The organism is Lactococcus sp. DD01 (assembly GCF_001578715.1).
Taxonomy (GTDB): Bacteria; Bacillota; Bacilli; order Lactobacillales; family Streptococcaceae; genus Lactococcus; species Lactococcus petauri.
In genome coordinates, this window is sequence record NZ_KQ968939.1 from 1,361,390 (window position 1) to 1,383,661 (window position 22,272).

18 protein-coding genes, 1 tRNA gene and 2 pseudogenes are annotated in these 22,272 nt (G+C 41.1%); 6 read left to right on the forward strand and 15 right to left on the reverse strand.

The window, feature by feature from the left end; genetic code table 11:
• Positions 1–2: 2 nt before the first annotated feature.
• A pseudogene (locus tag LACDD01_RS12045) lies at positions 3–6,076 on the reverse strand (SpaA isopeptide-forming pilin-related protein).
• Positions 6,077–6,324: 248 nt separating this feature from the next.
• On the opposite strand from LACDD01_RS12045, the gene LACDD01_RS06550 reads away from it, so the two are divergent.
• Entirely contained in the window at positions 6,325–7,278 is a 954-nt protein-coding gene (locus LACDD01_RS06550) for a zinc-dependent alcohol dehydrogenase family protein (protein WP_061413867.1), read from the forward strand.
• 26 nt (positions 7,279–7,304) lie between these two features.
• On the opposite strand, the gene gltX is transcribed toward LACDD01_RS06550, so the two are convergent.
• A complete protein-coding gene (gene gltX, locus LACDD01_RS06555) occupies positions 7,305–8,744 on the reverse strand; it encodes a glutamate--tRNA ligase (RefSeq protein WP_019292995.1) in 1,440 nt (479 codons plus the stop codon).
• 145 nt (positions 8,745–8,889) lie between these two features.
• Here gltX and LACDD01_RS06560 point away from each other — a divergent pair, with 145 nt between their 5' ends.
• Positions 8,890–9,384: a GNAT family N-acetyltransferase gene (locus LACDD01_RS06560; RefSeq protein WP_019291419.1), complete on the forward strand. Its 495-nt coding sequence runs from the start codon at positions 8,890–8,892 to the stop codon at positions 9,382–9,384.
• A 30-nt stretch (positions 9,385–9,414) separates the two neighbouring features.
• Here the strand turns inward: LACDD01_RS06560 and ald are convergent, their stop codons facing one another.
• From ald to radA, 4 genes and pseudogenes are all read right to left on the reverse strand, one after another.
• A complete protein-coding gene (ald, locus tag LACDD01_RS06565) occupies positions 9,415–10,536 on the reverse strand; it encodes an alanine dehydrogenase (RefSeq protein WP_019291420.1) in 1,122 nt (373 codons plus the stop codon).
• Positions 10,537–10,722: 186 nt separating this feature from the next.
• Complete coding sequence (locus tag LACDD01_RS06570) at positions 10,723–11,352, reverse strand: pyridoxamine 5'-phosphate oxidase family protein (protein ID WP_019292996.1); 630 nt, start codon at positions 11,350–11,352, stop codon at positions 10,723–10,725.
• 22 nt (positions 11,353–11,374) lie between these two features.
• A complete protein-coding gene (locus LACDD01_RS06575; RefSeq protein ID WP_019291422.1) occupies positions 11,375–12,451 on the reverse strand; it encodes a PIN/TRAM domain-containing protein in 1,077 nt (358 codons plus the stop codon).
• Positions 12,452–12,582: 131 nt separating this feature from the next.
• A pseudogene (gene radA / locus LACDD01_RS06580) lies at positions 12,583–13,935 on the reverse strand (DNA repair protein RadA); the annotation flags it as partial.
• Positions 13,936–14,130: 195 nt separating this feature from the next.
• On the opposite strand from radA, the gene LACDD01_RS06585 reads away from it, so the two are divergent.
• Positions 14,131–14,203 (forward strand) — tRNA-Thr (locus tag LACDD01_RS06585).
• A 246-nt stretch (positions 14,204–14,449) separates the two neighbouring features.
• On the opposite strand, the gene LACDD01_RS06590 is transcribed toward LACDD01_RS06585, so the two are convergent.
• From LACDD01_RS06590 to infA, 8 genes are all read right to left on the reverse strand, one after another.
• Positions 14,450–14,902 (reverse strand): hypothetical protein, encoded by a 453-nt coding sequence (locus LACDD01_RS06590; RefSeq protein WP_019335985.1) that lies wholly within the window; start codon positions 14,900–14,902, stop codon positions 14,450–14,452.
• Between the two features lie 9 nt (positions 14,903–14,911).
• A complete protein-coding gene (locus LACDD01_RS06595; protein ID WP_061413871.1) occupies positions 14,912–16,396 on the reverse strand; it encodes an S-layer homology domain-containing protein in 1,485 nt (494 codons plus the stop codon).
• Positions 16,397–16,783: 387 nt separating this feature from the next.
• Positions 16,784–17,164, reverse strand: a complete 381-nt coding sequence (rplQ, locus tag LACDD01_RS06600; RefSeq protein WP_003133776.1) for a 50S ribosomal protein L17 — start codon at positions 17,162–17,164, stop codon at positions 16,784–16,786.
• 15 nt (positions 17,165–17,179) lie between these two features.
• Positions 17,180–18,118: a DNA-directed RNA polymerase subunit alpha gene (locus LACDD01_RS06605; RefSeq protein ID WP_003133775.1), complete on the reverse strand. Its 939-nt coding sequence runs from the start codon at positions 18,116–18,118 to the stop codon at positions 17,180–17,182.
• A gap of 51 nt (positions 18,119–18,169) precedes the next feature.
• Positions 18,170–18,553: a 30S ribosomal protein S11 gene (gene rpsK, locus LACDD01_RS06610; protein WP_003133774.1), complete on the reverse strand. Its 384-nt coding sequence runs from the start codon at positions 18,551–18,553 to the stop codon at positions 18,170–18,172.
• Positions 18,554–18,570: 17 nt separating this feature from the next.
• Positions 18,571–18,936, reverse strand: a complete 366-nt coding sequence (gene rpsM, locus LACDD01_RS06615; RefSeq protein ID WP_003133773.1) for a 30S ribosomal protein S13 — start codon at positions 18,934–18,936, stop codon at positions 18,571–18,573.
• Positions 18,937–18,953: 17 nt separating this feature from the next.
• The gene (gene rpmJ / locus LACDD01_RS11560) at positions 18,954–19,070 is read right to left on the reverse strand and encodes a 50S ribosomal protein L36 (protein ID WP_014024193.1); all 117 of its coding nucleotides are present in this window, start codon (positions 19,068–19,070) and stop codon (positions 18,954–18,956) included.
• A 52-nt stretch (positions 19,071–19,122) separates the two neighbouring features.
• Positions 19,123–19,341 carry a translation initiation factor IF-1 gene (gene infA, locus LACDD01_RS06620; protein WP_003133772.1) on the reverse strand — a complete coding sequence of 73 codons (219 nt, stop codon included), beginning with the start codon at positions 19,339–19,341 and terminating at the stop codon, positions 19,123–19,125.
• Between the two features lie 200 nt (positions 19,342–19,541).
• On the opposite strand from infA, the gene LACDD01_RS06625 reads away from it, so the two are divergent.
• From LACDD01_RS06625 to LACDD01_RS06635, 3 genes are read left to right on the forward strand one after another with little or no spacing between them, the layout of a single operon-like run.
• The gene (locus tag LACDD01_RS06625) at positions 19,542–19,985 is read left to right on the forward strand and encodes a zinc-dependent MarR family transcriptional regulator (RefSeq protein ID WP_019291427.1); all 444 of its coding nucleotides are present in this window, start codon (positions 19,542–19,544) and stop codon (positions 19,983–19,985) included.
• 21 nt (positions 19,986–20,006) lie between these two features.
• A complete protein-coding gene (locus LACDD01_RS06630) occupies positions 20,007–20,729 on the forward strand; it encodes a metal ABC transporter ATP-binding protein (RefSeq protein WP_061413873.1) in 723 nt (240 codons plus the stop codon).
• The gene (locus tag LACDD01_RS06635; protein ID WP_019291429.1) at positions 20,722–21,531 is read left to right on the forward strand and encodes a metal ABC transporter permease; all 810 of its coding nucleotides are present in this window, start codon (positions 20,722–20,724) and stop codon (positions 21,529–21,531) included. Before LACDD01_RS06630 ends, LACDD01_RS06635 begins: the two co-directional genes overlap by 8 nt.
• A gap of 47 nt (positions 21,532–21,578) precedes the next feature.
• On the opposite strand, the gene LACDD01_RS06640 is transcribed toward LACDD01_RS06635, so the two are convergent.
• The gene (locus tag LACDD01_RS06640) at positions 21,579–22,226 is read right to left on the reverse strand and encodes an adenylate kinase (RefSeq protein ID WP_003133767.1); all 648 of its coding nucleotides are present in this window, start codon (positions 22,224–22,226) and stop codon (positions 21,579–21,581) included.
• Between the last annotated feature and the right edge of the window lie 46 nt (positions 22,227–22,272).

A 22,272-nucleotide genomic window follows, 5' to 3' on the forward strand; every position in this document is an offset into this window, starting at 1 on the left:
GTTTAAATAACTTGAGTATTTTTTTGTTTTAGGAAATCCCTTGCTTCAAAGACTTTCTTAAATTTTACTTTTTTCTTCTTGTATAATACAAAACCTGCACCAAGAAGGAAGATTAGACCAGAAGTCAAGAGCCATAGCCTTAAGTTATCTCCGACAATCGGAAGACGTGGTTTTGGTTTATTAACCAACTTACCGGCAGCAAAGACACCTGAGCTATCTTCTTCTGCAATAGTGACATATTGCGGTGTCTTATCTAGCTTGTAGCCGGATGGCGCTTGGATTTCGACAAAGCGGTATTTACCTGGACCAGGTACAGTAACTGTTACCAATCCGTCTGCGTTTGACTTCACATTTTGTGCTACAATTTCTCCATCTTCGGTTTCTACCTTAAAGACAGCACCTTGGAGTGGATTATCTTGTTCATTAACTTTCAGAAGTTGGATAGCATAGTGTCGAGTTGGCGGTGTTGGGGGCATTGGAGTTTCTGGATCGACTGGTTTATTTTCCATCGTTCCAGCATTGAAGAAGCCTTGTTCTTCGCCTCCCATTGTTACCTCTTGTGGCACTTGACGTGGCTCACTATCTAAGATAAAGCCGTCTGGTGCTTCTGTTTCGATAAAGCGGTAGAAACCTGCTTTGTCTACATCAGTACTCACAAGACCATCTGCTTTAGATTCTAAATCTTCTCTGTAAGTTTCCCATGGACCATCCACGTTTTCACTGTATTCAACCTTGAAGACGGCACCTGCTAGATTTTGACCGGCTTCATCTGTCTTACGCAGTTGGATACGTGAAATAGGTGCTTCTTTCTCATGGTTAATCATCGTTCCAGCATCAAAGCTTGTTTCCCCTGTCTCGCCAACATTAACATAAACTTGGCGTGGGCTACCATCGGTGACAAAGCCGGATGGCGCTTGCGTTTCAACAAAACGATAGTAGCCGTCTTTTTCAACATCAAGTTTGACAAGACCGTCATCGCCAGAAGTTAAGTCTTCCGCAACAGTTTCCCAAGGTTCATTGCCGTCTGTACTGAACTCAACCTTGAAGACGGCGCCTGCGAGGTTTTGACCCTCTGCATCGGTCTTACGCAGTTGAATACTTGCGATTGGTCGGTTTGCCATATCGCCAGCAGAGAAGAGGACTTGTCCGCCTACACCTGCGGTTACATGGACTTGACGTGGTTCGCTGTCTAAGACAAAGCCGTCTGGTGCTTCTGTTTCAATAAAGCGGTAGAAACCGTCTTTTTCGATATCTTCAAGCTTGACAAGACCATCATCACCAGAAGTTAAGTTTTCTGCAACAGTTTCCCAAGGTCCATTTTCGTTTTCACTGAATTCAACCTTGAAGACCGCACCTGCGAGGTTTTGACCTTCCATATCTGTCTTACGCAGTTGAATGCTTGCGTATGGTCGGTTAACCACACCATCAACATTAAAGATGGTATCTCCTGTATCTCCTGCATTAACATGAACTTCACGTGGTGTATTATCTAAGACAAAACCATCTGGTGCTTGCGTTTCGATGAAACGATAGTAACCGTCGTTTACAACATTAATACCAAGATAGCCACCGGCCCCAGTTGTCATATTGTCCATGTAAAGTGACCAGTTATCAGTCTCGGTTGCTCTATATTCGACCTTGAAAACGGCACCGGCTAAGCCTTCTCCCTCTACATCTGTCTTGTGTAGTTGGATACGGGCAGTAAGTATGTTGACCATATCATCAAAGTAAAGAGTTTCTGTGTTCCCATCAACCACTTCTCGCTCCTCGCTATAAGGATTCTCTGGGAGTTGGTAACCTCCAGGAGCTTGCGTTTCATGGAAACGATAGCGTCCTGGTTCAGTGACCTCATAACATACTAAACCATCACTATTTGACTGAAGACCTTTGACAAGGATTCTCCAATCACCTGCACCTCCATTTAATGAGGTATCGAAGACTTCCAGATCAAACTCTGCACCAGCGACATGGTTGTCGTACTGGTCCACCTTGGTCATTTGGAGCGGATAAACGGGAGGAATCGGTGGCGTTATAGCCGTTGTCGAGTAAATGTTATACATATTCACCACAACATCACTATTACCTATGAGTCCGGGAATATCGAAATGATACTTGATGGGATCACCCGTACCAAGTTGCATTGCCCCATCAATATTGGCTGTACCTATATGGTCCCAACCGTCAATCTTGAAGTTAGCTTCTGTGATAGTGTAAGAACCTGGTGGTAGCTCATCTGCATGAATTGTCTTTTGGCCACTAAGAATATCTGTTTTAGTTAGTTTTCCTACTTCGTCACCAGTATCGTCGTTAGTCACAACAATTTCGAAGTTCTCCGGAATACGATCAAGCGGGATATTTTCAAAGTTTTTTGTCAAATCCAATGAGCCCAACTTTTGATAGATATTATCAAACCTAAAGCTCACATCATCTATCTCTCCAATCGTCACATCTACAGGTTCTAATCCTTGTCCGCTACCAAAGTTATCTGGATTTCCTTCACCAAGTTGGCGATAAGCCCAAGCGCTGTTGGAGAGGATATAGCCTGTGTTTTGCATAGCATCCGCATTGTTCTCTGTGATTGTATAAGTCCCTTTGGCTACACCGATGAAGGATGTTCCGGCAATAGCTTCTTCTAAACTCACACGTGCTTCATAACGGTTAGTGTCTGGATTAAGTGTCCATACATCAGAAAGCTCTGGTTGTGGGTTTACTGGAACTCCCTCAACCGCATGCGGTCCTTGGATAAGAATTTCAAAGTCTTCCGGATAAACTCCCTCTGGCAATCCATGGAAGAATTTCATGATACGTAAAGATGGTGAACCCAGGGCAGGTGACACGTAAACATTGACAAAGCTGGCTGTGCCTGTACCACCCGGTGTTACTGTAACAGTTTGGTCAAACTCTCCCGGCATATGTGTATAGCCTGGAACGCTCGCTTCAACATCTCCACCTGCTTCTTTTACCGTGTAAACTCCTGCTGGAAGATCTGCTGGCAAGTCAAATTGCCATTTGCCATTTACCAACTCAAACTTATCTGGGGCAAAAGTAACCGTCTGCTTGAAATCTCTTGGACCTGTGATGGTAAAGGTCAGCGGTTGGAGTGTAACGCTATCAGGTATTTCACCAGCAGTATTCACGCGGTTGCCGTTTTCATCAAGAAAGATGAATTCTTTTTCCAGTCGAATTTGTCCATAATATTCGAGGGCAAATGTACCGTTATTCCCCAAGAGATTGGTCACGATACGTTCATCTGCATCTCCTGTTTGGTCAGCTTCTACGATTTGTTTGCTGACATAAGGTTTTGTGCCTGTAGGGTTTTGTGCTTTCGGCACAATTCTTGCACCGTCAAGATGATAGAAAGGATTTTCATTGGCTGGCTCAAATGTTGCAAAAGAGCTGTTCGCCTCGTTATCCCAGTAGTTGGAGAAGAAGTTTGTTGGCACATTTACGCCTGCTCTGAAGTCTTCTTCTAATCTGGGTTCATCTAAACCGACATTGAATCTTGCACGGATAGGCGAAGTATTCCCGGTGATGCTGAGCGTGCCATCTTCTGTTTGCTGAACGGTACGTTCAGGGATAAGATTGGCAGGAATGCTCCAATGCACAAACTGATCCTTGGCCTCGAGTTTTCTGTAACCTGACACATGCTCGATTGAACCATAGTCTGAGGTGAAAGTAATATCTCTGAGCGCCGTATGTACGCTAAAGAGGAGTCCGCTGACATTGTTTGCTGCTGGGTCAACTTGGTTTTGGATGCCTCCCCAGACAGGGTAAAGTTGTACTTTTGTCGCTGCATCCCCTGGATCAGTAAGACCGACAAAGCGGCCATGATCATCTGAGTAGTAAGTAATGACACCGTCAGGGCGGTTAGCCAGTATAGCTTCTGCTGTTGTAGCATCAATAGGGGTAACACCATCAACTTGACGGATTTGAGCTGTCAATGTTTTAACAAAGTCAGCTTTGTGTGCGTCAACATTTGCAATGTCATAGGTAAATGTTCCACCATCTGGTGCAGGGAACTCAATGCTGGTCAATCCGTCAAAGGTCATGTATTTGCCTAAGACATCAGAGAAGTCAAGCATGCCAGAACCTAAGTCTGATCCGTCACCATTTCCATCAAAGATTGATTCGTTCCCTGTTTCTTGAATGCTGTTGGTAATCGAGAGAAAAGCCTCGCGCAAGGTTTGTAAGTCATCCGCCTTGAAAAACTCATCCGCATAGGCGATTTCTTCTGATGTCAGTGCTGCAGTCTCGCTACTTCTGATGTTAACCGTATTGCTCCATTGGTAATTGTTCCAAGAACGTCTAAATAGTGCAGAGAAATTACCAGTTGAGCCATTATTAACAAAGTTATTAAAGAGGTCTTTCATAGTCGGAGTCGCTGCGGTTGGAGCTCCTGGATACGAGTCCATGCCTGTGGCCTGCCAGATATTAGGAGCAACCTTTTCTGTGTTCTCTGGGATAGGATTCAAAGTTGCGCTGATCAAGTTTTGAGCAGCCTCTGTTTGTTTCCCTAGGGAGATACTAAAGAAACCGACATCAGCAGCAGGCTGGTCTACATCTGGAGTACCTGCAACATTTCCATTTGGGAAGTAGTGATTAAGGACTGTTTTGCCACGATAGGCGGCAGTCAAGGCGGTCATTACAGCTAGACCTTGCTCTCCGTTGCTTCCATTTCCTTAAAATTCACCAGGTTCTCCGAGAAGGCTACCATTTGGGCCAAGCTCAACTGGCGTTAGCTCGTCAACGGCGAAGTCTGGACGGCCCGTTCTACATTGCCCTCTTCATTTGTTTCTGGAACGGCAACTTGTTGGTCTACTACACTTTCCAGAATTTGACTAGAGCGAAGAATTCCCCATTGTGTCGGTGTTGAACCATTTACGGCAAAGGTTGTTGCTTTAACTGCAGGGGTTGATGCTTCTACCCCTGAACCTTCTACAGGAGTTGCTACAGTACTGACTTGGGTGCTGCTCGACATAGTGAAGAAGACACCGTTGTTATTTGTCTTGTAACGTCCCAGTGTCAACACATCTTGAACACGGGCATGACCACCTGCACGACCACCGTAAGCCACAACAGCGACACGGTTGAGGGGATTAGCTTCTTGTAGGATACTGATGGCTTCATTAAGCGCATCGATGAGCAAGGCGATACGTGAACGTTGCTCACCTGAATCAACCCTAGTCATACTTCCCGAAACGTCAATAGTAAAGACCGTATCCGCAGGGATTTGATAACCGGTACGTCTCGGTGCACTTTGTGCCAAGGCTGAAAGTGTCACCTCAAACTGGTCATCTTCCAAACTTCCTAAATCATGACGGACTGTTTTGTCTGTCCAGATACGTCCATCATGATTTCCAGGAACATCAGAGAAGCCCATGTCTGCATCTGTGTCAGGATCTGACACTTTACTGTCTTTTACGAAGTTCCAAGGAACACCATTAGCCAAAGTTTGTGTTGTCCCAAAGGGTAAACCGCGATCTTTATCTGCGATATTGCCAACTTGCTTCTTAGAAGTTGAGCTTTCTTGTTCAGGCTTTGTTTCCTTTTCAGGTTTGGTTTCGGCTTCCTTATCAGATGTTTTCTCATCATCTGTTGGTTTTTCTTTATCTGTTTCTTCAATCTTAATCGGAAGAGTGAGCACTTGATCCCCTAGAGTGACTTCAATCTCTTTGCCATTGACTAAAGAATCTTTCACAACGTGAAGTTTCAAAGCGAAATTTCCCTCGCTCTGCTCCGTTAAGTTTAAAAGCACTTTATTGTCTTCCAACTTATAGCTACCGTCTGTGAGGCCGGAGATTTTTTCTTCTGTTGTGACGTTCTCAAAGTCTGCGCCTTTCAAAACGATGGTTTCAGGTTGATTATCTTCCGCAGTACCCTTTTCAACCTTTCCTTCTACAATAACAGTTTGAAGATCCTTTTCATCTTCCCACTGCGCCTTGTTCAAAGTCGTGCGACCGTTTTTTTCTTCCTTGTCTATGGTTTCTGCGATAGCTAATGCTGGTAGCAAGGCTTGAACCACAAGAGAGACGATCATAAGTAAGCGTACGACTTTGTAGAGTCTTTTACTCTTCATCCAACTTTACTCCTTCTTAATATTTTCTCAACGCCTATAGGATAATTTTTACACATTTTTAACCTAAAAGACACATTATACACATTAAGTTTAACATAAGTTTACTTTTTGTCAAAGTTTTTTCTTTGATTACTAAAAAGAAGCGAATAAACTTTATTGTAATCTTTCTGCAATTTTACGCTGAGGTCAATTTTTGAAGGAAAATGATAGCCGTGTCTTAGAATTTATAAGTTTGCTATAATAAAGCCATGTACTCATCATTCAGTTACGAGAGCTATGGATTGCCTCATCAAGTCTTAAGGCTTAAAGAAAAGTGTCAACCAAGTTTACAGCCCCAAGAACTTCTTGTAAAAATGCTTTATGCTCCGGTCAATCCTTCAGATTTAATCCCAATGACCGGTGCATATGCGCACAGGATAAGCCTTCCTGCTACTGCAGGCTATGAAGGGGTTGGTCTTGTCGCAGATGTTGGCTGCGCACTTTCGCGCAAACTTATCGGTCAACGTGTTTTACCCTTGGAAGGGGAAGGGACTTGGCAAACTTTTGTCAAATGCCCTATATCTCATGCATTTTTTGTTCCTGATACTCTTGATTTGATTTCCGCTAGTCAGCTTTACATCAACCCTTTGACAGCTTGGCTTCTATGTACAGAAGTTCTTGCATTAAAACCTGGTCAAAAACTTGCTGTAAATGCTGCTGGTTCTACTATTGGTCAAATATTTGCCCAGCTTTCACAGATACTGGGATTTGACTTTATCGCTATTACACGCGACAGTAAAAAGCACCACCTCCTAAAGGAGCGCGGTGCTCAGGAATTACGTACAGACTTGGTTGATCTCGAAGTAGATGCTGCCATTGATTGTGTCGGTGGACAGGATGGGACAGATTTAGCTGCTTGTGTCCGATCGGGTGGAAAGTTTCAAGCTCTTGGGCTCCTTTCGGGCGAACAGGTCAACTGGGGGAAAATAGCCGAACTACCTATTGACATCGGTATCTTTCATCTGCGGCATTGGAATGCTAAACTCAGTCCCGAAGAGTGGCAAAAAATCATGCAGACTCTGGCTAACTTGGTTGCTGATAGACGTTTACTCCTCAACCAAGCCGTGGAAATCATCCCTTATGACCAGCTCATCTCGTCTTTAAAATATCCGCAAAAAAACAAACGGTTAATTTCATTCATACAAAAAACGCACGAGCTATAACTCGTGCGTTTATTATTTGTGGCTTTTTATAAAAACTGTGCCATATGTTCAAGGACTTTTTCTTTGCCTAAAAGAGCGATTGTTTCAGGTAATTCTGGACCGTGCATGCTACCAGAAGCAGCTATACGGATTGGCATCCAAAGATTTTTTCCTTTAACTCCTGTTTCTTTTTGCGTTTCTTTGAAAAGCGGGAAGATGTTTTCAGCAGTAAAATCTTCTAAGTTTTCAAGTTTCGCGCGGAAAGCGCCTACCGCAACTGGTGAAGTTTCCAATTCCATCATTTGACGGGCTTCGTCTGTGAGTTCTGGGAATTCACCAAAGAAGAGGTCTGTTAACTCCAGAATTTCTTCAGCATATTTCATTTGTGGTTTGTAGAGCTTAACCAGTTCTTCAGCACGCTCATCAAAGCGTCCAGCTTCTTCAAGGAAAGGTTTTGTCAATTCAAAGACAGGCTCAAACTCTGCATGCTTGATGTACTCGTTGTCCATCCATTCCAATTTCTTTTGGTCAAAGGCTGCCGGAGATTTACTCAAACGTTTTTCATCAAAAAGTTTCACAAGTTCTTCCGGGCTGAATTTTTCTTGTTCCCCGCCTGGGTTCCAACCTAAGAGTGCGATAAAGTTGAAAATAGCATCAGCCATGAAACCTTTTTTACGGTAATCTTCGATAAATTGAAGCGTATTGGTATCACGTTTAGACAACTTTTTCCCTGTTTCAGAGTTAATAATTAAAGTCATGTGCCCAAAGACAGGAGCTTCCCAGCCCAAAGCTTCATAAACCATTAACTGTTTTGGTGTATTCGCAATGTGGTCATCTCCACGAATAACGTGTGAAATTTGCATGTCATGGTCGTCCACTACTACAGCAAAGTTGTAAGTTGGGTAACCGTCGCGCTTTTGAATAACCCAATCACCGCCGATGTTCCCACCTTCAAATTCGATATCGCCTTTAACCATATCTGTCCATTTATAAATGGCTGTTTCATTTACAGAAATACGAACAACCGGTGTAATTCCTGCAGCTTTGCGTTCAGCGATGTAAGCTTCTTTCTCAGCCTCTGACATCCCAGCATATTCATTGACATAATGAGGTGCAACACCTGCTGCTTCTTGTGCTTCATGATCAGCTTCAAGCTCTTCTGGCGTTTTGTAAGAGTAATAAGCCTTTCCTTCACTCAAAAGTTGATTAATATATTTTTGGTAAAGTTCCAACCGTTCAGATTGGCGATAGTTTTCATGTGTTTCAGGACTTTCATCCCAGTCAATCCCCAACCAACGTAAGTTTTCAAGTTGAGAACGTTCCCCATCTTCCACATGACGTTCGCGGTCTGTATCTTCGATACGAATGATGAAATCTCCATCATAATGACGCGCAAAAAGATAGTTAAAAAGTGCAGTACGGGCATTACCGATATGTAAAAGCCCAGTTGGTGATGGCGCATAGCGCACACGAATGTTATTAGACATAATTTTCTCCTGTTAGTTTCGATCCTTTTTATTTTATCATATTATGAGCAATGTTTCTAACAGTGAGTCATTATAAAATCATACTGTAATTAAAGAAACATAAGCTTCATTGACTCGACAAGGAGGACCATGTTAGAATAGAGATATGACTAAAATTACATATGACAAAGCAAAAATCACAGACATTGATGATGTGATGCACATTGAAGAGACTTCTTTCCCAGCGGATGAGGTACTCTCACGCGCTTCAATGTTAGAACGTATCCAAGTCATTCCTGAGCGCTTTTTCGTCGCTCGAAATGAAGAAGGTAAAGTGGTCGGCATTCTTGTGGGCCCAACTTCTGATAAATGTTATCTGACAGACGATATGTTTGAAAAAACAGAAGCAAGTCTTCCGACTGACCGCTTTCAAATTATCGTTAGCCTCGCTGTAGATAGTGAATACCAAGGACTTGGTATTGCTACTTCATTACTGGATTTGATGAAAGAAGCTGCAGCTGAGGAAAGCCGTCAAGGCATCAGCTTGACTTGTGTAGAAAGCCTTATTCCTTACTACGAACGTTATGGATTCGTTTCAAAAGGAATTTCTGACTCACAACTTGCAGGAGAAACATGGTACAACATGGTTCTTCCTCTATAAAAAAACGCTGCTCAGGCAGCGCTTTTTTATTTAATTACTTATAACTTCATCAATGTCTGTGTAAACCATGTTATAGAAATCAGCAACAGGTTTACATGTCAACTTACCATGGTCTGCATTTAGTCCCTCTTTCAGACCTGAGTTAGCTCTCAAGGCTTCTTTATAACCTTTGTTTGCTATAGCTAAACCATTTGCGAGAGTGGCATTATTTAAAGCTGCTGTCGAAGTTACAGGAACAGCACCAGGCATATTACCAACACAATAGTGGATAACACCTTCTTCTTCAAAAACAGGGTTGTCATGATAAGTCACATGAGAACTTTCACAAGTTCCTCCTTGATCAATTGCCACATCGACAATAACTGCACCTTTTTTCATCAATGGTAAATGTTCACGGCGAATAAGCTGTGGTGTAGCTGCACCAGGGATAAGCGCAGCTCCAATCACTAAGTCTGCTTTAGAAATCAGATCTTTTACCGTATGATCAGTGCTGTAAACCGTGTTTACACGCCCTTGATAGAGCTTATCAAGCTCAGTTAAGGCATCTAAATTCACATCGACTGCAGTAACATTAGCATGAAGCCCAACAGCCATAGCGACAGCATTACGACCAACAACTCCTGCACCACCAAGTACCAAAACATTTGCTGGAAGAACGCCAGTCACTCCTCCAAGAAGAACACCACGTCCCCCAAAAGGACGTTCCAAGTATTTCGCACCTTCTTGGACTGATAAACGCCCTGCAATTTCAGACATGGGTTTAAGCGCTGGCAGTGCACCGTTACGGTCGCGGATGGTTTCATAGGCAATCGCGACAATTTTCTTATCTAAAACAGCTTCTGTCAATGCTTTATCTGCTGCTAAATGGAAATAGGTATAAAATATTTGTCCCTCACGCATCAATGAATATTCTGGCTCAAGCGGTTCTTTGACCTTTATAATCATATCCGCTGTTTCATAAATATCCTCGGCAGTTGGTAAGATATTACAGCCAACTGCTGTGTAAAGTTCATCGGAATATGATGAGCCTTCACCTGCCCCTTTTTGAATATAGACATCATGTCCAGCGGCAACATAAGCTGCAGCAAATTCTGGTGCAAGTCCTACACGATATTCGTGTTTTTTGATCTCTGTTGGAACACCTATTTTCATCAAATTATCCTCCATATAGATATATGCTTCGGGGCTTTTCCCCTTTTTTGTTTGAAACCATAATACGACAAAAGCGAAAATGTAACCGACTTCATAATTAGAATAACATTTCTAAAGTTTTATTGCAACTAGGAACTTATACGTATTTTTTGTATCTGTGTAACAAAAAAGAAGTCTAAAAAGACTTCAATTAAATTCTATTATGTGGCTACCTTCTTTAAAGTTTTCATGAACCAATGATTTAACCGTAAGTTTGATAATGGCCATATTTGCCGCATTTTCATGCACCTTCAGTAGATTAGGTTCCTGTTTAACACATTCTTTTGCTGCCGCTTCTTCTAAGACTTCGGCATACACGTTATTTGAGGATAACCGCTCCCCCTTCTCTAAACTATCAAACCATGTAGTGAAAGAGACCTCAGGATTTTCCTTAATGCTTTGTACTTTACGGGCATGCTTATCAGCTACCATGTAAAATATATTTTCTTCATGGACTGATTGGATAAAACTCATAATCGTCGTTGCTGATCCCCCATCTTTTGTTAAACAACTCAAAGCAAGGTAACCCGGAAGAAGTCCCAATATACGTCGTACTTCACCTCCTTGACCTTGAGCACCAACACTCGTTGCTTTTTTATTGGTTTTCAACACGGTCAAAAGAACCAAGGGCAAGGTTAGTACTGCATAGGAGATAAGTAAAGCTAGGATAAAAGTCAGATTTTTATTTTGCAAAAAATTTGTTGAAATAATACCAACAAGGACAAGTGCTGCTAGTACATAGATAAGAAAAAGTTGTAAAAAACGCTTAAAGTACATGTTTCTCCTTATTTTTGTTTAACTATTTTGGATGAACAAGCTCAGCAAAAATCATACGTCCTGCACTTGTTTGCAGAACTTTTGCAACCTCAACCAACACTTTTTTATCAATCATTTTGGCCGTATCTTCAATGACAATCATTGTACCATCTGGTAGATAGGCTACACCTTGCTGACGTTCAGAACCTTCACGAATGATTGTTACTTCAATCTGCTCCCCAACCACCAGTTGTGTCTTAACGGCGTTTGCAAGATCATTAATGTTTAGGACGATTACGCCTTGGATCTCCGCTACTTTGTTGAGATTAAAATCGTTTGTGACTAACTTCGCACCGATTTCGCTAGCATAGCGAAGCAGTTTAGTGTCAACCTCGCGTATGTCCTTATAGTCTTTATTAGAAATTTCAACATTGTCAAATTCTTTTAAGGAATTTACGAGATCCAAACCACGGCGACCCTTGGCACGTTTCAAGGGATCAGCACTATCTGAAATGAGCTGGAGCTCTAGTAATACAAAATTAGGTACAATTACTTTATCACTGATAAAACCTGTTTTTAATACATCCAAAATACGTCCGTCAATAACCGAACTTGTATCCAAAATCATAGCATGTTGAGCTGTAACGACTTCTTTGACCACGGGCTTATCCACTGCAGCGACTTCTTTACGTTTACGAAAAACGATTTTAAAGATTTCATCTCCTCGCTTATCAAAGACCGTATAGCCAAGATAAAGCAGACCAATAATCAGCACAAAGGAAATGATGTTGCTTAATACTGGTACCCCAAGTAAAGAGAGAGGAATCGTTAAAAGCACACCTACGGTCAGACCTAAAATAGCACCAATAAAATTAAATACCATTTTTGAAAGATTGACTCTCGTGATTTTTTGATCTAGTTTTTTCAATGCTCGCATCAGCAAATTGGACATAAAGAATGATAAAATAACAAAAATAATTGCTCCAATTAACCCATTTACAATTTCCTGATTAAAAGCATTTCCCTCTTGTCTAAAGAGGTGCCAAACCCAAGGGAGAGTAGTGATGCCTAAAGAAGCACCCACAATACCCATGAGAACATGAATTATCCAACGACGCATAAGACTTCCTTTCTGTACATAGCCTCAATTTTTTATAACTAAAAAGCTCTGTGTCAATTATATCACACATCATAACAAGATACTTGTTTGTCCCATTACGATTATGACATCTTGACTCACAAAGCTTTTTCTTAGCCAAACACTTTTTTCAAACATTCAGATAAAGTCGTCACGCCGATCACTTGCAAATTTTCTGGAATATCTACACCTGCTAAGCTATTCTTAGGCGCATATACTTTTTGGAAACCTAATTTACTTGCTTCATTGAGACGTTGCTCCATACGTGTGACACGTCGGATTTCTCCAGTTAGGCCAATTTCGCCAATAAAGCATTCACGTGCATCTGTTGGCTCTTCCTTATAGCTGGAAGCAATTGCCACAGCGACTGCCAAGTCGATGGCTGGTTCATCCAACTTGACCCCACCTGCAGATTTCAAGTAAGCATCTTGCTGTTGTAAAAGAAAACCGGCACGCTTTTCAAGTACTGCCATGATTAAACTCACACGGTTAAAGTCTAAACCGGAGGTTGTACGTTTGGCATTCCCAAACATGGTTGGTGTTGTCAAAGCTTGAATTTCAACCAATATCGGACGAGTACCTTCTAACGCACAGACGATAGCAGATCCGGTAGAACCCTCTAGACGTTCTTCCAGAAAGACTTCACTCGGGTTGGTTACTTCCACTAAACCACTGCCTTGCATCTCGAAAATTCCAATTTCATTTGTTGAACCAAAACGGTTTTTGACCGCGCGTAAAATTCGGAATGTATTTTGGCGTTCTCCCTCAAAATACAAGACGGTATCAACCATATGTTCCAACATACGTGGGCCTGCAAGTTGCCCTTCCTTGGTGACATGTCCGACAATAAAAGTCGCAATATCGTTGGTTTTGGCCAACTGCATTAATTCTCCTGTCACCTCGCGCACTTGACTAACTGAACCCTGGGTACTCTGAATTTCAGGCGTCATGATAGTTTGAATCGAATCTACAATAAGAAAATCTGGCTGTAGACGTTCCACTTCATTTCGGATACTTTGCATATTGGTTTCGGCATACAGATAAAAATCTGTATCAATGTCGCCCAAACGCTCAGCACGCAGCTTAATTTGTTGAGCTGATTCCTCCCCACTCACATAAAGGACACGTCCTCTTGAAGCAAGTTGTGTAGATACTTGAAGCAGTAGAGTTGATTTACCAATCCCTGGATCGCCCCCAATAAGGACAAGACTTCCTGGAACGACACCGCCCCCAAGGACTCGGTTAAACTCATCTAGGTCGGTTTCCACGCGCGGTGTTTCAAAAAGTTCAACCTGATCTAACTTCATGGGTTTAGAGTGCTCACCTGTCAAACTTACTCTCTGATTTTTTACCTCTTGGACTTCTACTTCTTCTACAAAGGAGCCCCAAGCGCCACAATTGGGACAACGTCCGAGTTTTTTTACTGATTTATAGCCACATTCTTGACAAAGAAAGGTTGATTTTTTTTAGCTATTTTGAAGTCCTCATTTCTATTATTCTTATAGACTTTTATTCGTATTTTTGTTAAAATAATTATGGTTTAACTATAAGCCACTGTAGCTCAGTCGGTAGAGTTGGAAGCACTGCTTCCAATCGGTGGATAAGGGTTTGCAGAGCAAATCCTCATCTGTTGCTCTCTGACTGGGCGAAAGCATAATATAGCCGCTGTAGCTCAGTCGGTAGAGCAACACCATGGTAAGGTGGAGGTCGATGGTTCGATTCCATTCAGTGGCATGAATAAATTTTAGCCTCTTAAGGCTTTTTATTTTACCCATTATTTGATTATAACATATCAAAAGACAGACTTCACTGACTGTTTTCTTTTCTCCTCAAAGAGTTCTTCAAGCTCTCAAATCCTCTTCCTTATGATAATTCAATACAATAAAAATGGTAGTTATAATAGCACTACATTTTTATTGTATTTACTGTAAAGTACTTCTTAAAACGCTCTATAAAGCCTATTTTTAGCTCTGAACAACATTATTGTCCGAGATATTCTTTTACATTTTTTACAAATTCTTCCTTGTCTTTTGAACGTTCCCAGACAGTTAAAATGTCATCATCCGTCATACTATGGGAATCAATACCTGCTTCATAAAGTGCAATACGTGCTTGACCTAAGTCCGTGGTGCTGCCTGATTCAGTTCTTACCGTATGGTCTGCTTCTGGAGCTTGGGGATCTGGAGACACTTTAGAAGCCTCTGTGCTGGTATTATCCTTACTTGTTGATTCTTGGTTTTTTTCTGACTTAGACTGCTCTACACTTGCATCACTTTTTGATGTTGCTGTATCGGATTTTACTGTACTTTCTTTGCTTTTACCTGCCACTGTACTGGAATCCTTTTGCGGTTGTTTATTGGTTTGCTGATTTCCACATCCAGATAAACCAAGCAAGCTGACAAGGAGTAGAGCTATTACTGATATTTTTTTCATGGTTTCCTCCTACTTAATCGCAAATACAGGACGACCTGCATTCCAATCCATAGCATCTTGACTAGGACGTCCCCATAGTTCACGTAAAGTTGTTTTTCCTGAAGGATAGAATAATTTTCCATAAGGATCGTTAATATTTACTCGACCATTAGTGTTGTCATAGTCGGAAACAACAACGGCATGGCCAATACCCACATTAATATAAAATATGAGAGGATAGCCTGCTCTGAGCAAAGTTTCTGCTCGGTTGATATTACTGACAACTTCTACACTACGTCCATAAGCTTTAGCAGTATTGATCAAATCCTTCCCTGAGAGTCCAAAGCTCTCGTGACTAATCGTATCCGCTTTTTTAGCAACAATTCCTGGGTCAACATTTTGTCCATAGCTTCCCCGTAGAATCATAGCCAAGCTTGTAGGTACACACCCTGAAACTCCTACATTGGAGCCATTCAATCTGTTATTCTTCCATCTTGCATCCAGCTGAGAATAATATATTGGTTGATTAGCATGAGGTTGTGGTGCTGCCGGAAGTTTCTGATTATTTACTACAACACTATAGAAGCGATAGAGAAATGCGGCCATCTCTCCACGTGTGATATCCGCATCTGGTTTAAAAGATGTCGCTGTATATCCTGTCGTTATCCCTTTTGAACTTAGCCATCCTATATCATTTTTAAACATATGATTTTGGACATCCCAAAACTTTGGATTATATTTTGCAGAAGCAGGAGCTTTTCCTGATGCTTTTGCCATCCTGTGCAGAAAGGCCGCCATTTGTCCACGAGTTACCTTACCATTAGGATTATAGTGAGGGGCTGTACCATTAGATACTGTGGTCGCTGTCAACCAAAGGATTTGGTTTTTGTACTGACTAACGTCTGTATAAACATTGAAAGGCGCTTTATATGCTGGTGCTCCTGCTAAGCGGTGTAGAAAAACAGCCATCTCTCCGCGTGTTACTTTTGCATTAGGGTTATAGGTGCTTGGCGTATAACCTGTAGTAATACCACGACCATAAATCCAGTTGATGTTATTTTTGAACATTGACTGTGAGATATCTCTAAAAGGAGATCCTGAATTTTTTACGGGTAATTGTTTAAGACTAACACCAACTCTGGGGAGATTTTTGCGTGAAAAATACTCTTGGGCAACCGACTCCTTGGCCACTTCCTTCTCACTGTTATTTTTCTCTGGTTTTTCAGTTGTGCTTCCTGGAGCTGTCCCGGTTTCTTCAGTCTCCTTATCTGAAGGGGGATTACTTTGATGGTCACTTTCAGAAATACTATCTTCCAGAGAGCTATCAGCAGTAGAACTATTTTCAGAACTTCCTTCTGAACTACTAGAAGCTTCGACCTCTTCTTGCACGTTGCTCGTTATTGAGACACTGCTGTCCACATTTGTCACTGTAAGCTCACTGGCACTTACCAATATTCCTTGTGTGGACGATAAAACGAGAGCGCTAAGCGTGAGTAATTTTTTATATTTTTCCACAAATGTTATTCCTTTTTCTCATAAATTCCTATTCATACGTCCTTAACAAAAAAGTGTCTTCGTTATTTTTAAAATTATTCCACACTACAACAGACACTATATCCTCTCCCAAGTTCGTAGTCCTTGATTTGATTATATCATATCAAAGGAAAGAATTTTATATTCTTTTAATCCCCACACTTAAAAAAGCCTCTTTATTGAAAAGAGACCTATATTTTTATAAAAAAGCAAAAAAAAAACATATTGAGTGAACTACCGAAATAAATATCTCGGTAGACAGAGCTAGACTAAGCAGTGCTACTCGACGTTTTTACGTCAACTCAAACACAGCGCCATCATCATAACACTCAATAAGTAATCTTATATAATATTTAAATCCGAACTCTCTTAAACAAGCTCGATGATTGCCATAGGGGCAGCATCACCACGACGTGGTTCAACTTTCAAGATACGAGTGTAACCACCGTTACGGCCTTCGTAGCGTTTAGCAATATCGTCGAACAATTTTTGAAGTGCAGTTGGGAAAGTTTCAGTTTCTTCGTTGAAATCTTTAATAGCGATTTCGTTACGAACGTAAGCTGCTGCTTGACGACGAGCGTGCAAGTCACCACGTTTACCAAGAGTGATCATCTTTTCAACTGTTTTACGGATTTCTTTAGCACGAGCTTCAGTTGTAACGATAGTTTCGTTGATGATAAGATCAGTTGTCAAATCACGAAGCATAGCTTTACGTTGTGAAGATGTGCGTCCAAGTTTACGGTAACCCATTTTTTTCCTCCTGTATTATTTTCGTTTTTTGAGCTCCAAGCCCAAGTCAGTCAATTTAACCTTGACTTCTTCTACTGATTTGTGACCGAGGTTTTTGACTTTAATCATGTCAGCTTCACTCATTTCCACAATATCAGCTACGGTATTGATTCCAGCGCGTTTCAAACCATTGTAAGCACGAACTGAGAAGTCCATTTCTTCGATAATTTTATCGAGGACACGTTCTGTTTTAACTTCTTCTTTAGCCACGAGAGTTTCAGATTCTGAAGCTGTTTCTGACAAGTCAACAAACAAGTTCAAGTGATCTGTCAAAATCTTCGCAGAGAGAGACAAAGCATCATCAGCAACGATTGTGCCGTTTGTAGTGATTTCCAAAGTCAACTTATCGTAAGATGCATCACCACCTACACGAGCTGGTTCTACTTGATAGTTAACTTTGCTAACTGGTGTGTAAATTGAGTCCACAGCAATTGTACCGATAGGTGCGCCTTCGACTTTGTTTTCGTCAGCAGGAACGTATCCGTAACCTTTGTTTACTGTCATCACAGCACGCATAGAATGACCTTCTGCGATAGAGAAAAGATAATGGTCTTTATTGACAATTTCGATATCACTATCTGTCAAAATGTCACCTGCAGTTACTGTCATAGGTCCAGTAACGTCAAGCTCAATTTGTTTTTCATTTTCAACGTAAGATTTGATCGCAAGTCCTTTAATAGCAAGGATGATTTGGACCACATCTTCACGTACACCAGGGATTGTTGCGAATTCGTGTTGAACACCTTCAATTTGGATTGAAGTAACAGCAGACCCAGGCAATGAAGACAAGAGAACGCGACGTAAAGAATTACCCAAAGTTGTACCGTAACCACGTTCAAGTGGTTCTACTACAAACTTACCGTAAAATTCTGTTTCGTCAAATTTAATAATTTTTGGTTTTTCAAACTCAATCATGTATAGTCTCCTCTAAAAGAAAAGTAAAGTGATTTTGCAACTCACTAACGATTATACACGACGACGTTTTGGAGGACGTGCACCATTGTGAGGTACAGGAGTCACATCACTAATAGAAGTTACGTTAAGACCAGCAGCCGCGAGTGCACGGATTGCAGATTCACGACCTGAACCAGGACCTTTAACTGTAACAGATACTGTTTTCAACCCTTGTTCTTGAGCAGCTTTAGCAGCAGCTTCAGATGCCATTTGTGCAGCGAATGGTGTAGATTTTTTAGAACCTTTGAAACCAAGTGAACCTGCAGATGACCAAGCAAGAGCGTTACCATGAACGTCAGTAATCATAATGATAGTGTTGTTAAAAGTTGATTGAATGTGGGCGATACCAGTTTCAATATTCTTTTTCACACGACGTTTACGAGTAATTTTTGCCATTTTAACTCCTTTCTAGATTATTTTTTCTTACCAGCGATAGCTTTAGCAGGACCCTTACGAGTACGTGCGTTGTTTTTTGTGTTTTGTCCACGTGTAGGAAGTCCACGACGGTGACGCATACCACGGTAGCTACCAATTTCCATTAAGCGTTTGATGTTGAGGTTTACTTCACGACGAAGATCTCCTTCGAGTTTCAAGCCGTCAAGTTCACGACGAATTGCGTCTTCTTGATCAGATGTAAGATCTTTAGTACGTACATCTTCTGAAACACCTGCAGCAGCAAGCACTTTTTTAGCAGTTTGAAGTCCAACACCGTAAACGTATGTCAATGAAATAACGATACGTTTTTCGTTTGGAATATCAACTCCAGCAAAACGAGCCATAATTTAATAGTTCCTTTCTATCCCTGACGTTGTTTATGTTTTGGATTTACAGGGCAAATTACCATAACACGACCGTTACGACGAATTACTTTACAGTATTCGCAGATTGGTTTAACTGATGGTCTTACTTTCATTGTGTCTTCCTTTCTATGGTTACTGTGCTTTCGCACTCAATGAATGTCCAGGTTATTTAAAACGGTAGGTAATGCGTCCACGTGTCAAATCATATGGTGACATTTCCACTTGCACGCGGTCGCCAGGCAGGATACGGATATAATTCTTACGAATTTTTCCAGAAATCGTCGCCAAAACTTTGTGACCATTTTCAAGTTCAACAGTGAACATCGCATTCGGCATAGTATCTACTACTTTACCTTCAATTTCGATAACATCATCTTTTGCCAAGCAAAAGTACCTCCTTAAAAATCCCCGAAAGATACAAGTGTATCTAAAAAGTCGGACTGATATATTATAGCACACTGGCTGACAAATGACAAGCCCCCTATTTATTTTTTCCTTTATTTTTCCTTCTGCTTTAATATTAACCGGTTGACATTTATTGAGAGCCATGTTATTATTAACCAGTAAATGAAAGGAGAGGAATCATGCATACAAATTTAGAAAAACAAATTGATCAATTCTTATCTCAAGTCATGCAATTTGCTGAAAACAAGCACGAAATTCTTCTTGGAAAGTGTCAAAGTGATATCAAATTAACTTCTACTCAAGAACATCTCCTGATGCTCCTGAATGGAGAACCAACAACCAATGCTCGGATGGCAGAAACCCTTTCGGTCTCTCCGGCTGCCATCACTAAAGCTTTAAAAAAGTTACAAGATTTAGAACTTATATCGCCCACGAAAAGTAAGACCGATGAACGTGTTGTTTTATGGAATCTAACAGAAAAAGCATTGCCCATTGCACGTGAACACGCTGCACATCATGAGGCAACGCTAGACAGTTATCAGCAACTTACACAGAAATATACAGAAGATGAACAAAAAGTAATCCAAGACTTTCTTCATCAACTCGCTGAAAAATTTAAGTAGTTTAGAAAGTAAATAAAAATTATGCCTTATATTGATGTTCAAAATGTAAGCTTTTATTATGACAATAATCCTGTTTTAGAAGAGGTGAGTTACTCGGTTAACCCAGGGGAATTTGTAACATTGACTGGAGAAAACGGTGCAGCAAAGTCAACGCTAATCAAAATAACGCTCGGTATTTTGAAACCTAAGTCTGGTAAAGTTATCATTGCACGCCATGACACACAAAATCGCCGTTTACGTATCGCCTACGTCCCGCAACAAATTTCCAGTTTCAATGCGGGTTTCCCCTCAACTGTTCATGAATTTGTTCGTTCTGGACGTTACCCCCGTAAAGGTTGGTTCCGCAAGCTTAATGCACATGACGAAGAACACGTAGAAGCTGCGCTTAATGCTGTAGGCATGTGGGACTTTCGTCATAAAAAAATTGGAGAGCTTTCCGGTGGACAAAAGCAACGTATCATCATTGCTCGTACATTTGCTTCTGACCCTGATGTCTTTGTTCTGGATGAACCAACTGTCGGGATGGACGATGTAACCACAGAAGCCTTTTATGAGCTCATGGCCCATGCTGCACATGAGCATGGTAAAAGTGTTCTCATGGTTACACACGATCCTGACTCTGTTAAAAAATATATGGACCGAAACATCCACCTTGCCCGAGACAAAAACGGAAAATTTGAATGCTTTGAAGTCCATGGCGACCCTAATGCAAAAATGAAACAGGAGGTAAAAGCTAATGTTTGAAATCCTCTCTTATGACTTTATGCGCAACGCTTTACTAGCGACAACTGCCATTTCACTTTTTGCACCACTTCTTGGGGTTTTCCTTGTTCTGCGTCGTCAGTCTCTACTCTCTGACACCCTCTCCCATGTTTCTCTAGCAGGCGTTGCTTTCGGAGTCCTCTTTAGTTTAAATCCGACATGGACAACTTTAATTGTCGTTATTATTGCCGCTATCTTTATGGAATTTCTCCGTACCGTCTATAAAAATTATCTTGAGCTCGCAACTGCGATTTTAATGTCCGCTGGACTTGCTTTAGCCATGTTTATTATTAATGTGGCAGGGAGTAAAACCAGCATCAGCATTGACCAATATCTGTTTGGTTCAATTGTAACTATCGCTACTCCGCAAGTCGTGATGCTTTACATCATCGCTCTGATTGTTCTGGCTGGCTTTATATTCTTTCTCCGTCCACTTTATGTGATGACTTTTGATGAAGATACAGCTTTAGTAGATGGTCTTCCCGTCCGTGCTATGTCAATGATTTTTAATATTGTAACTGGTTTGGCGATTGCTTTGATGATTCCTGCCTGTGGCGCCCTACTGGTTTCTGCAATCATGGTTTTACCCGCTAGTGTATCTATGCTTATTGGAAAATCCTTCAAGACCGTACTAATCTGGTCAGTTATCATTGGTTTTATTGGTATGAACAGTGGATTGATCATCTCCTATTACTTCAATGCGCCTGCAAGTTCTGCAATTACCTTAATCTTCGTTGCACTTTTCTTAATTGTTTCTTTATTAAAACGTCTTTTCCGAAGATAGACAAACAAAAAACACTGAAATAATGTTCAGTGTTTTTTTGTTCTATTTTAGCCAAGAACAGCTTGAATATCTTCGGTTACTTTCTCCATAGCTTGTCCGCCATCGATTGATTTAACTAAACCAAGTTCTGTATAGTGTTTCAAGATTGGTGCTGATTCCTTGATGTTTACTTCTAGGCGATTTTTAACTGTTTCTGGAACATCATCGGCACGTTGATAAAGGTCATGTCCTCCACATACATCACATGTGCCTTCAACTTTTGTAGGTTTGAATAGTTTGTGATATGTTGCGCCACATGTACGGCAGATATAACGTCCACTTAAGCGTTCGACCAAGATATCTGGGTTTACTTCGATGTTGATGACTGCATCAAGTTTAATGCCAAGTTCTACCAACATTTTGTCCAAAGCTTCTGCTTGGTCAAATGTACGTGGATAACCATCAAGCAAGAATCCTGAAGCTTTGATGTCATCTTGTGCCAAACGTTCTTTGACGATACCGTTTGTTACTTCATCTGGAACCAATGCTCCTTTGTCGATATAAGATTTAGCAAGTTTGCCCATCTCAGTTTCATTTTTCATCGCTGCACGGAACATATCTCCTGTAGAGATGTGATTCACACCGTAATTTTTAACGATAAATTCTGCCTGTGTACCTTTACCTGCGCCTGGCAAGCCCATGATTAACAAGTTCATTCTTTTCTCCCGTTTTCTTCTTACAAGTTTTACTATAGATGCTGCA

Coding starts and splice junctions, on each gene's coding strand:
- ald (WP_019291420.1), bottom strand. CDS start 10,536: ATGAAAATAGGTGTTCCAACAGAGATCAAAAAACACGAATATCGTGTA.
- LACDD01_RS06575 (WP_019291422.1), bottom strand. CDS start 12,451: ATGCGTCGTTGGATAATTCATGTTCTCATGGGTATTGTGGGTGCTTCT.
- rplQ (WP_003133776.1), bottom strand. CDS start 17,164: ATGGGTTACCGTAAACTTGGACGCACATCTTCACAACGTAAAGCTATG.
- rpmJ (WP_014024193.1), bottom strand. CDS start 19,070: ATGAAAGTAAGACCATCAGTTAAACCAATCTGCGAATACTGTAAAGTA.
- rpsK (WP_003133774.1), bottom strand. CDS start 18,553: ATGGCAAAAATTACTCGTAAACGTCGTGTGAAAAAGAATATTGAAACT.
- gltX (WP_019292995.1), bottom strand. CDS start 8,744: ATGTCTAATAACATTCGTGTGCGCTATGCGCCATCACCAACTGGGCTT.
- LACDD01_RS06605 (WP_003133775.1), bottom strand. CDS start 18,118: ATGATTGAGTTTGAAAAACCAAAAATTATTAAATTTGACGAAACAGAA.
- LACDD01_RS06570 (WP_019292996.1), bottom strand. CDS start 11,352: ATGTACTTTAAGCGTTTTTTACAACTTTTTCTTATCTATGTACTAGCA.
- LACDD01_RS06550 (WP_061413867.1), top strand. CDS start 6,325: ATGTACTCATCATTCAGTTACGAGAGCTATGGATTGCCTCATCAAGTC.
- LACDD01_RS06635 (WP_019291429.1), top strand. CDS start 20,722: ATGTTTGAAATCCTCTCTTATGACTTTATGCGCAACGCTTTACTAGCG.
- LACDD01_RS06560 (WP_019291419.1), top strand. CDS start 8,890: ATGACTAAAATTACATATGACAAAGCAAAAATCACAGACATTGATGAT.
- LACDD01_RS06630 (WP_061413873.1), top strand. CDS start 20,007: ATGCCTTATATTGATGTTCAAAATGTAAGCTTTTATTATGACAATAAT.
- LACDD01_RS06640 (WP_003133767.1), bottom strand. CDS start 22,226: ATGAACTTGTTAATCATGGGCTTGCCAGGCGCAGGTAAAGGTACACAG.
- LACDD01_RS06590 (WP_019335985.1), bottom strand. CDS start 14,902: ATGAAAAAAATATCAGTAATAGCTCTACTCCTTGTCAGCTTGCTTGGT.
- LACDD01_RS06625 (WP_019291427.1), top strand. CDS start 19,542: ATGCATACAAATTTAGAAAAACAAATTGATCAATTCTTATCTCAAGTC.
- rpsM (WP_003133773.1), bottom strand. CDS start 18,936: ATGGCTCGTTTTGCTGGAGTTGATATTCCAAACGAAAAACGTATCGTT.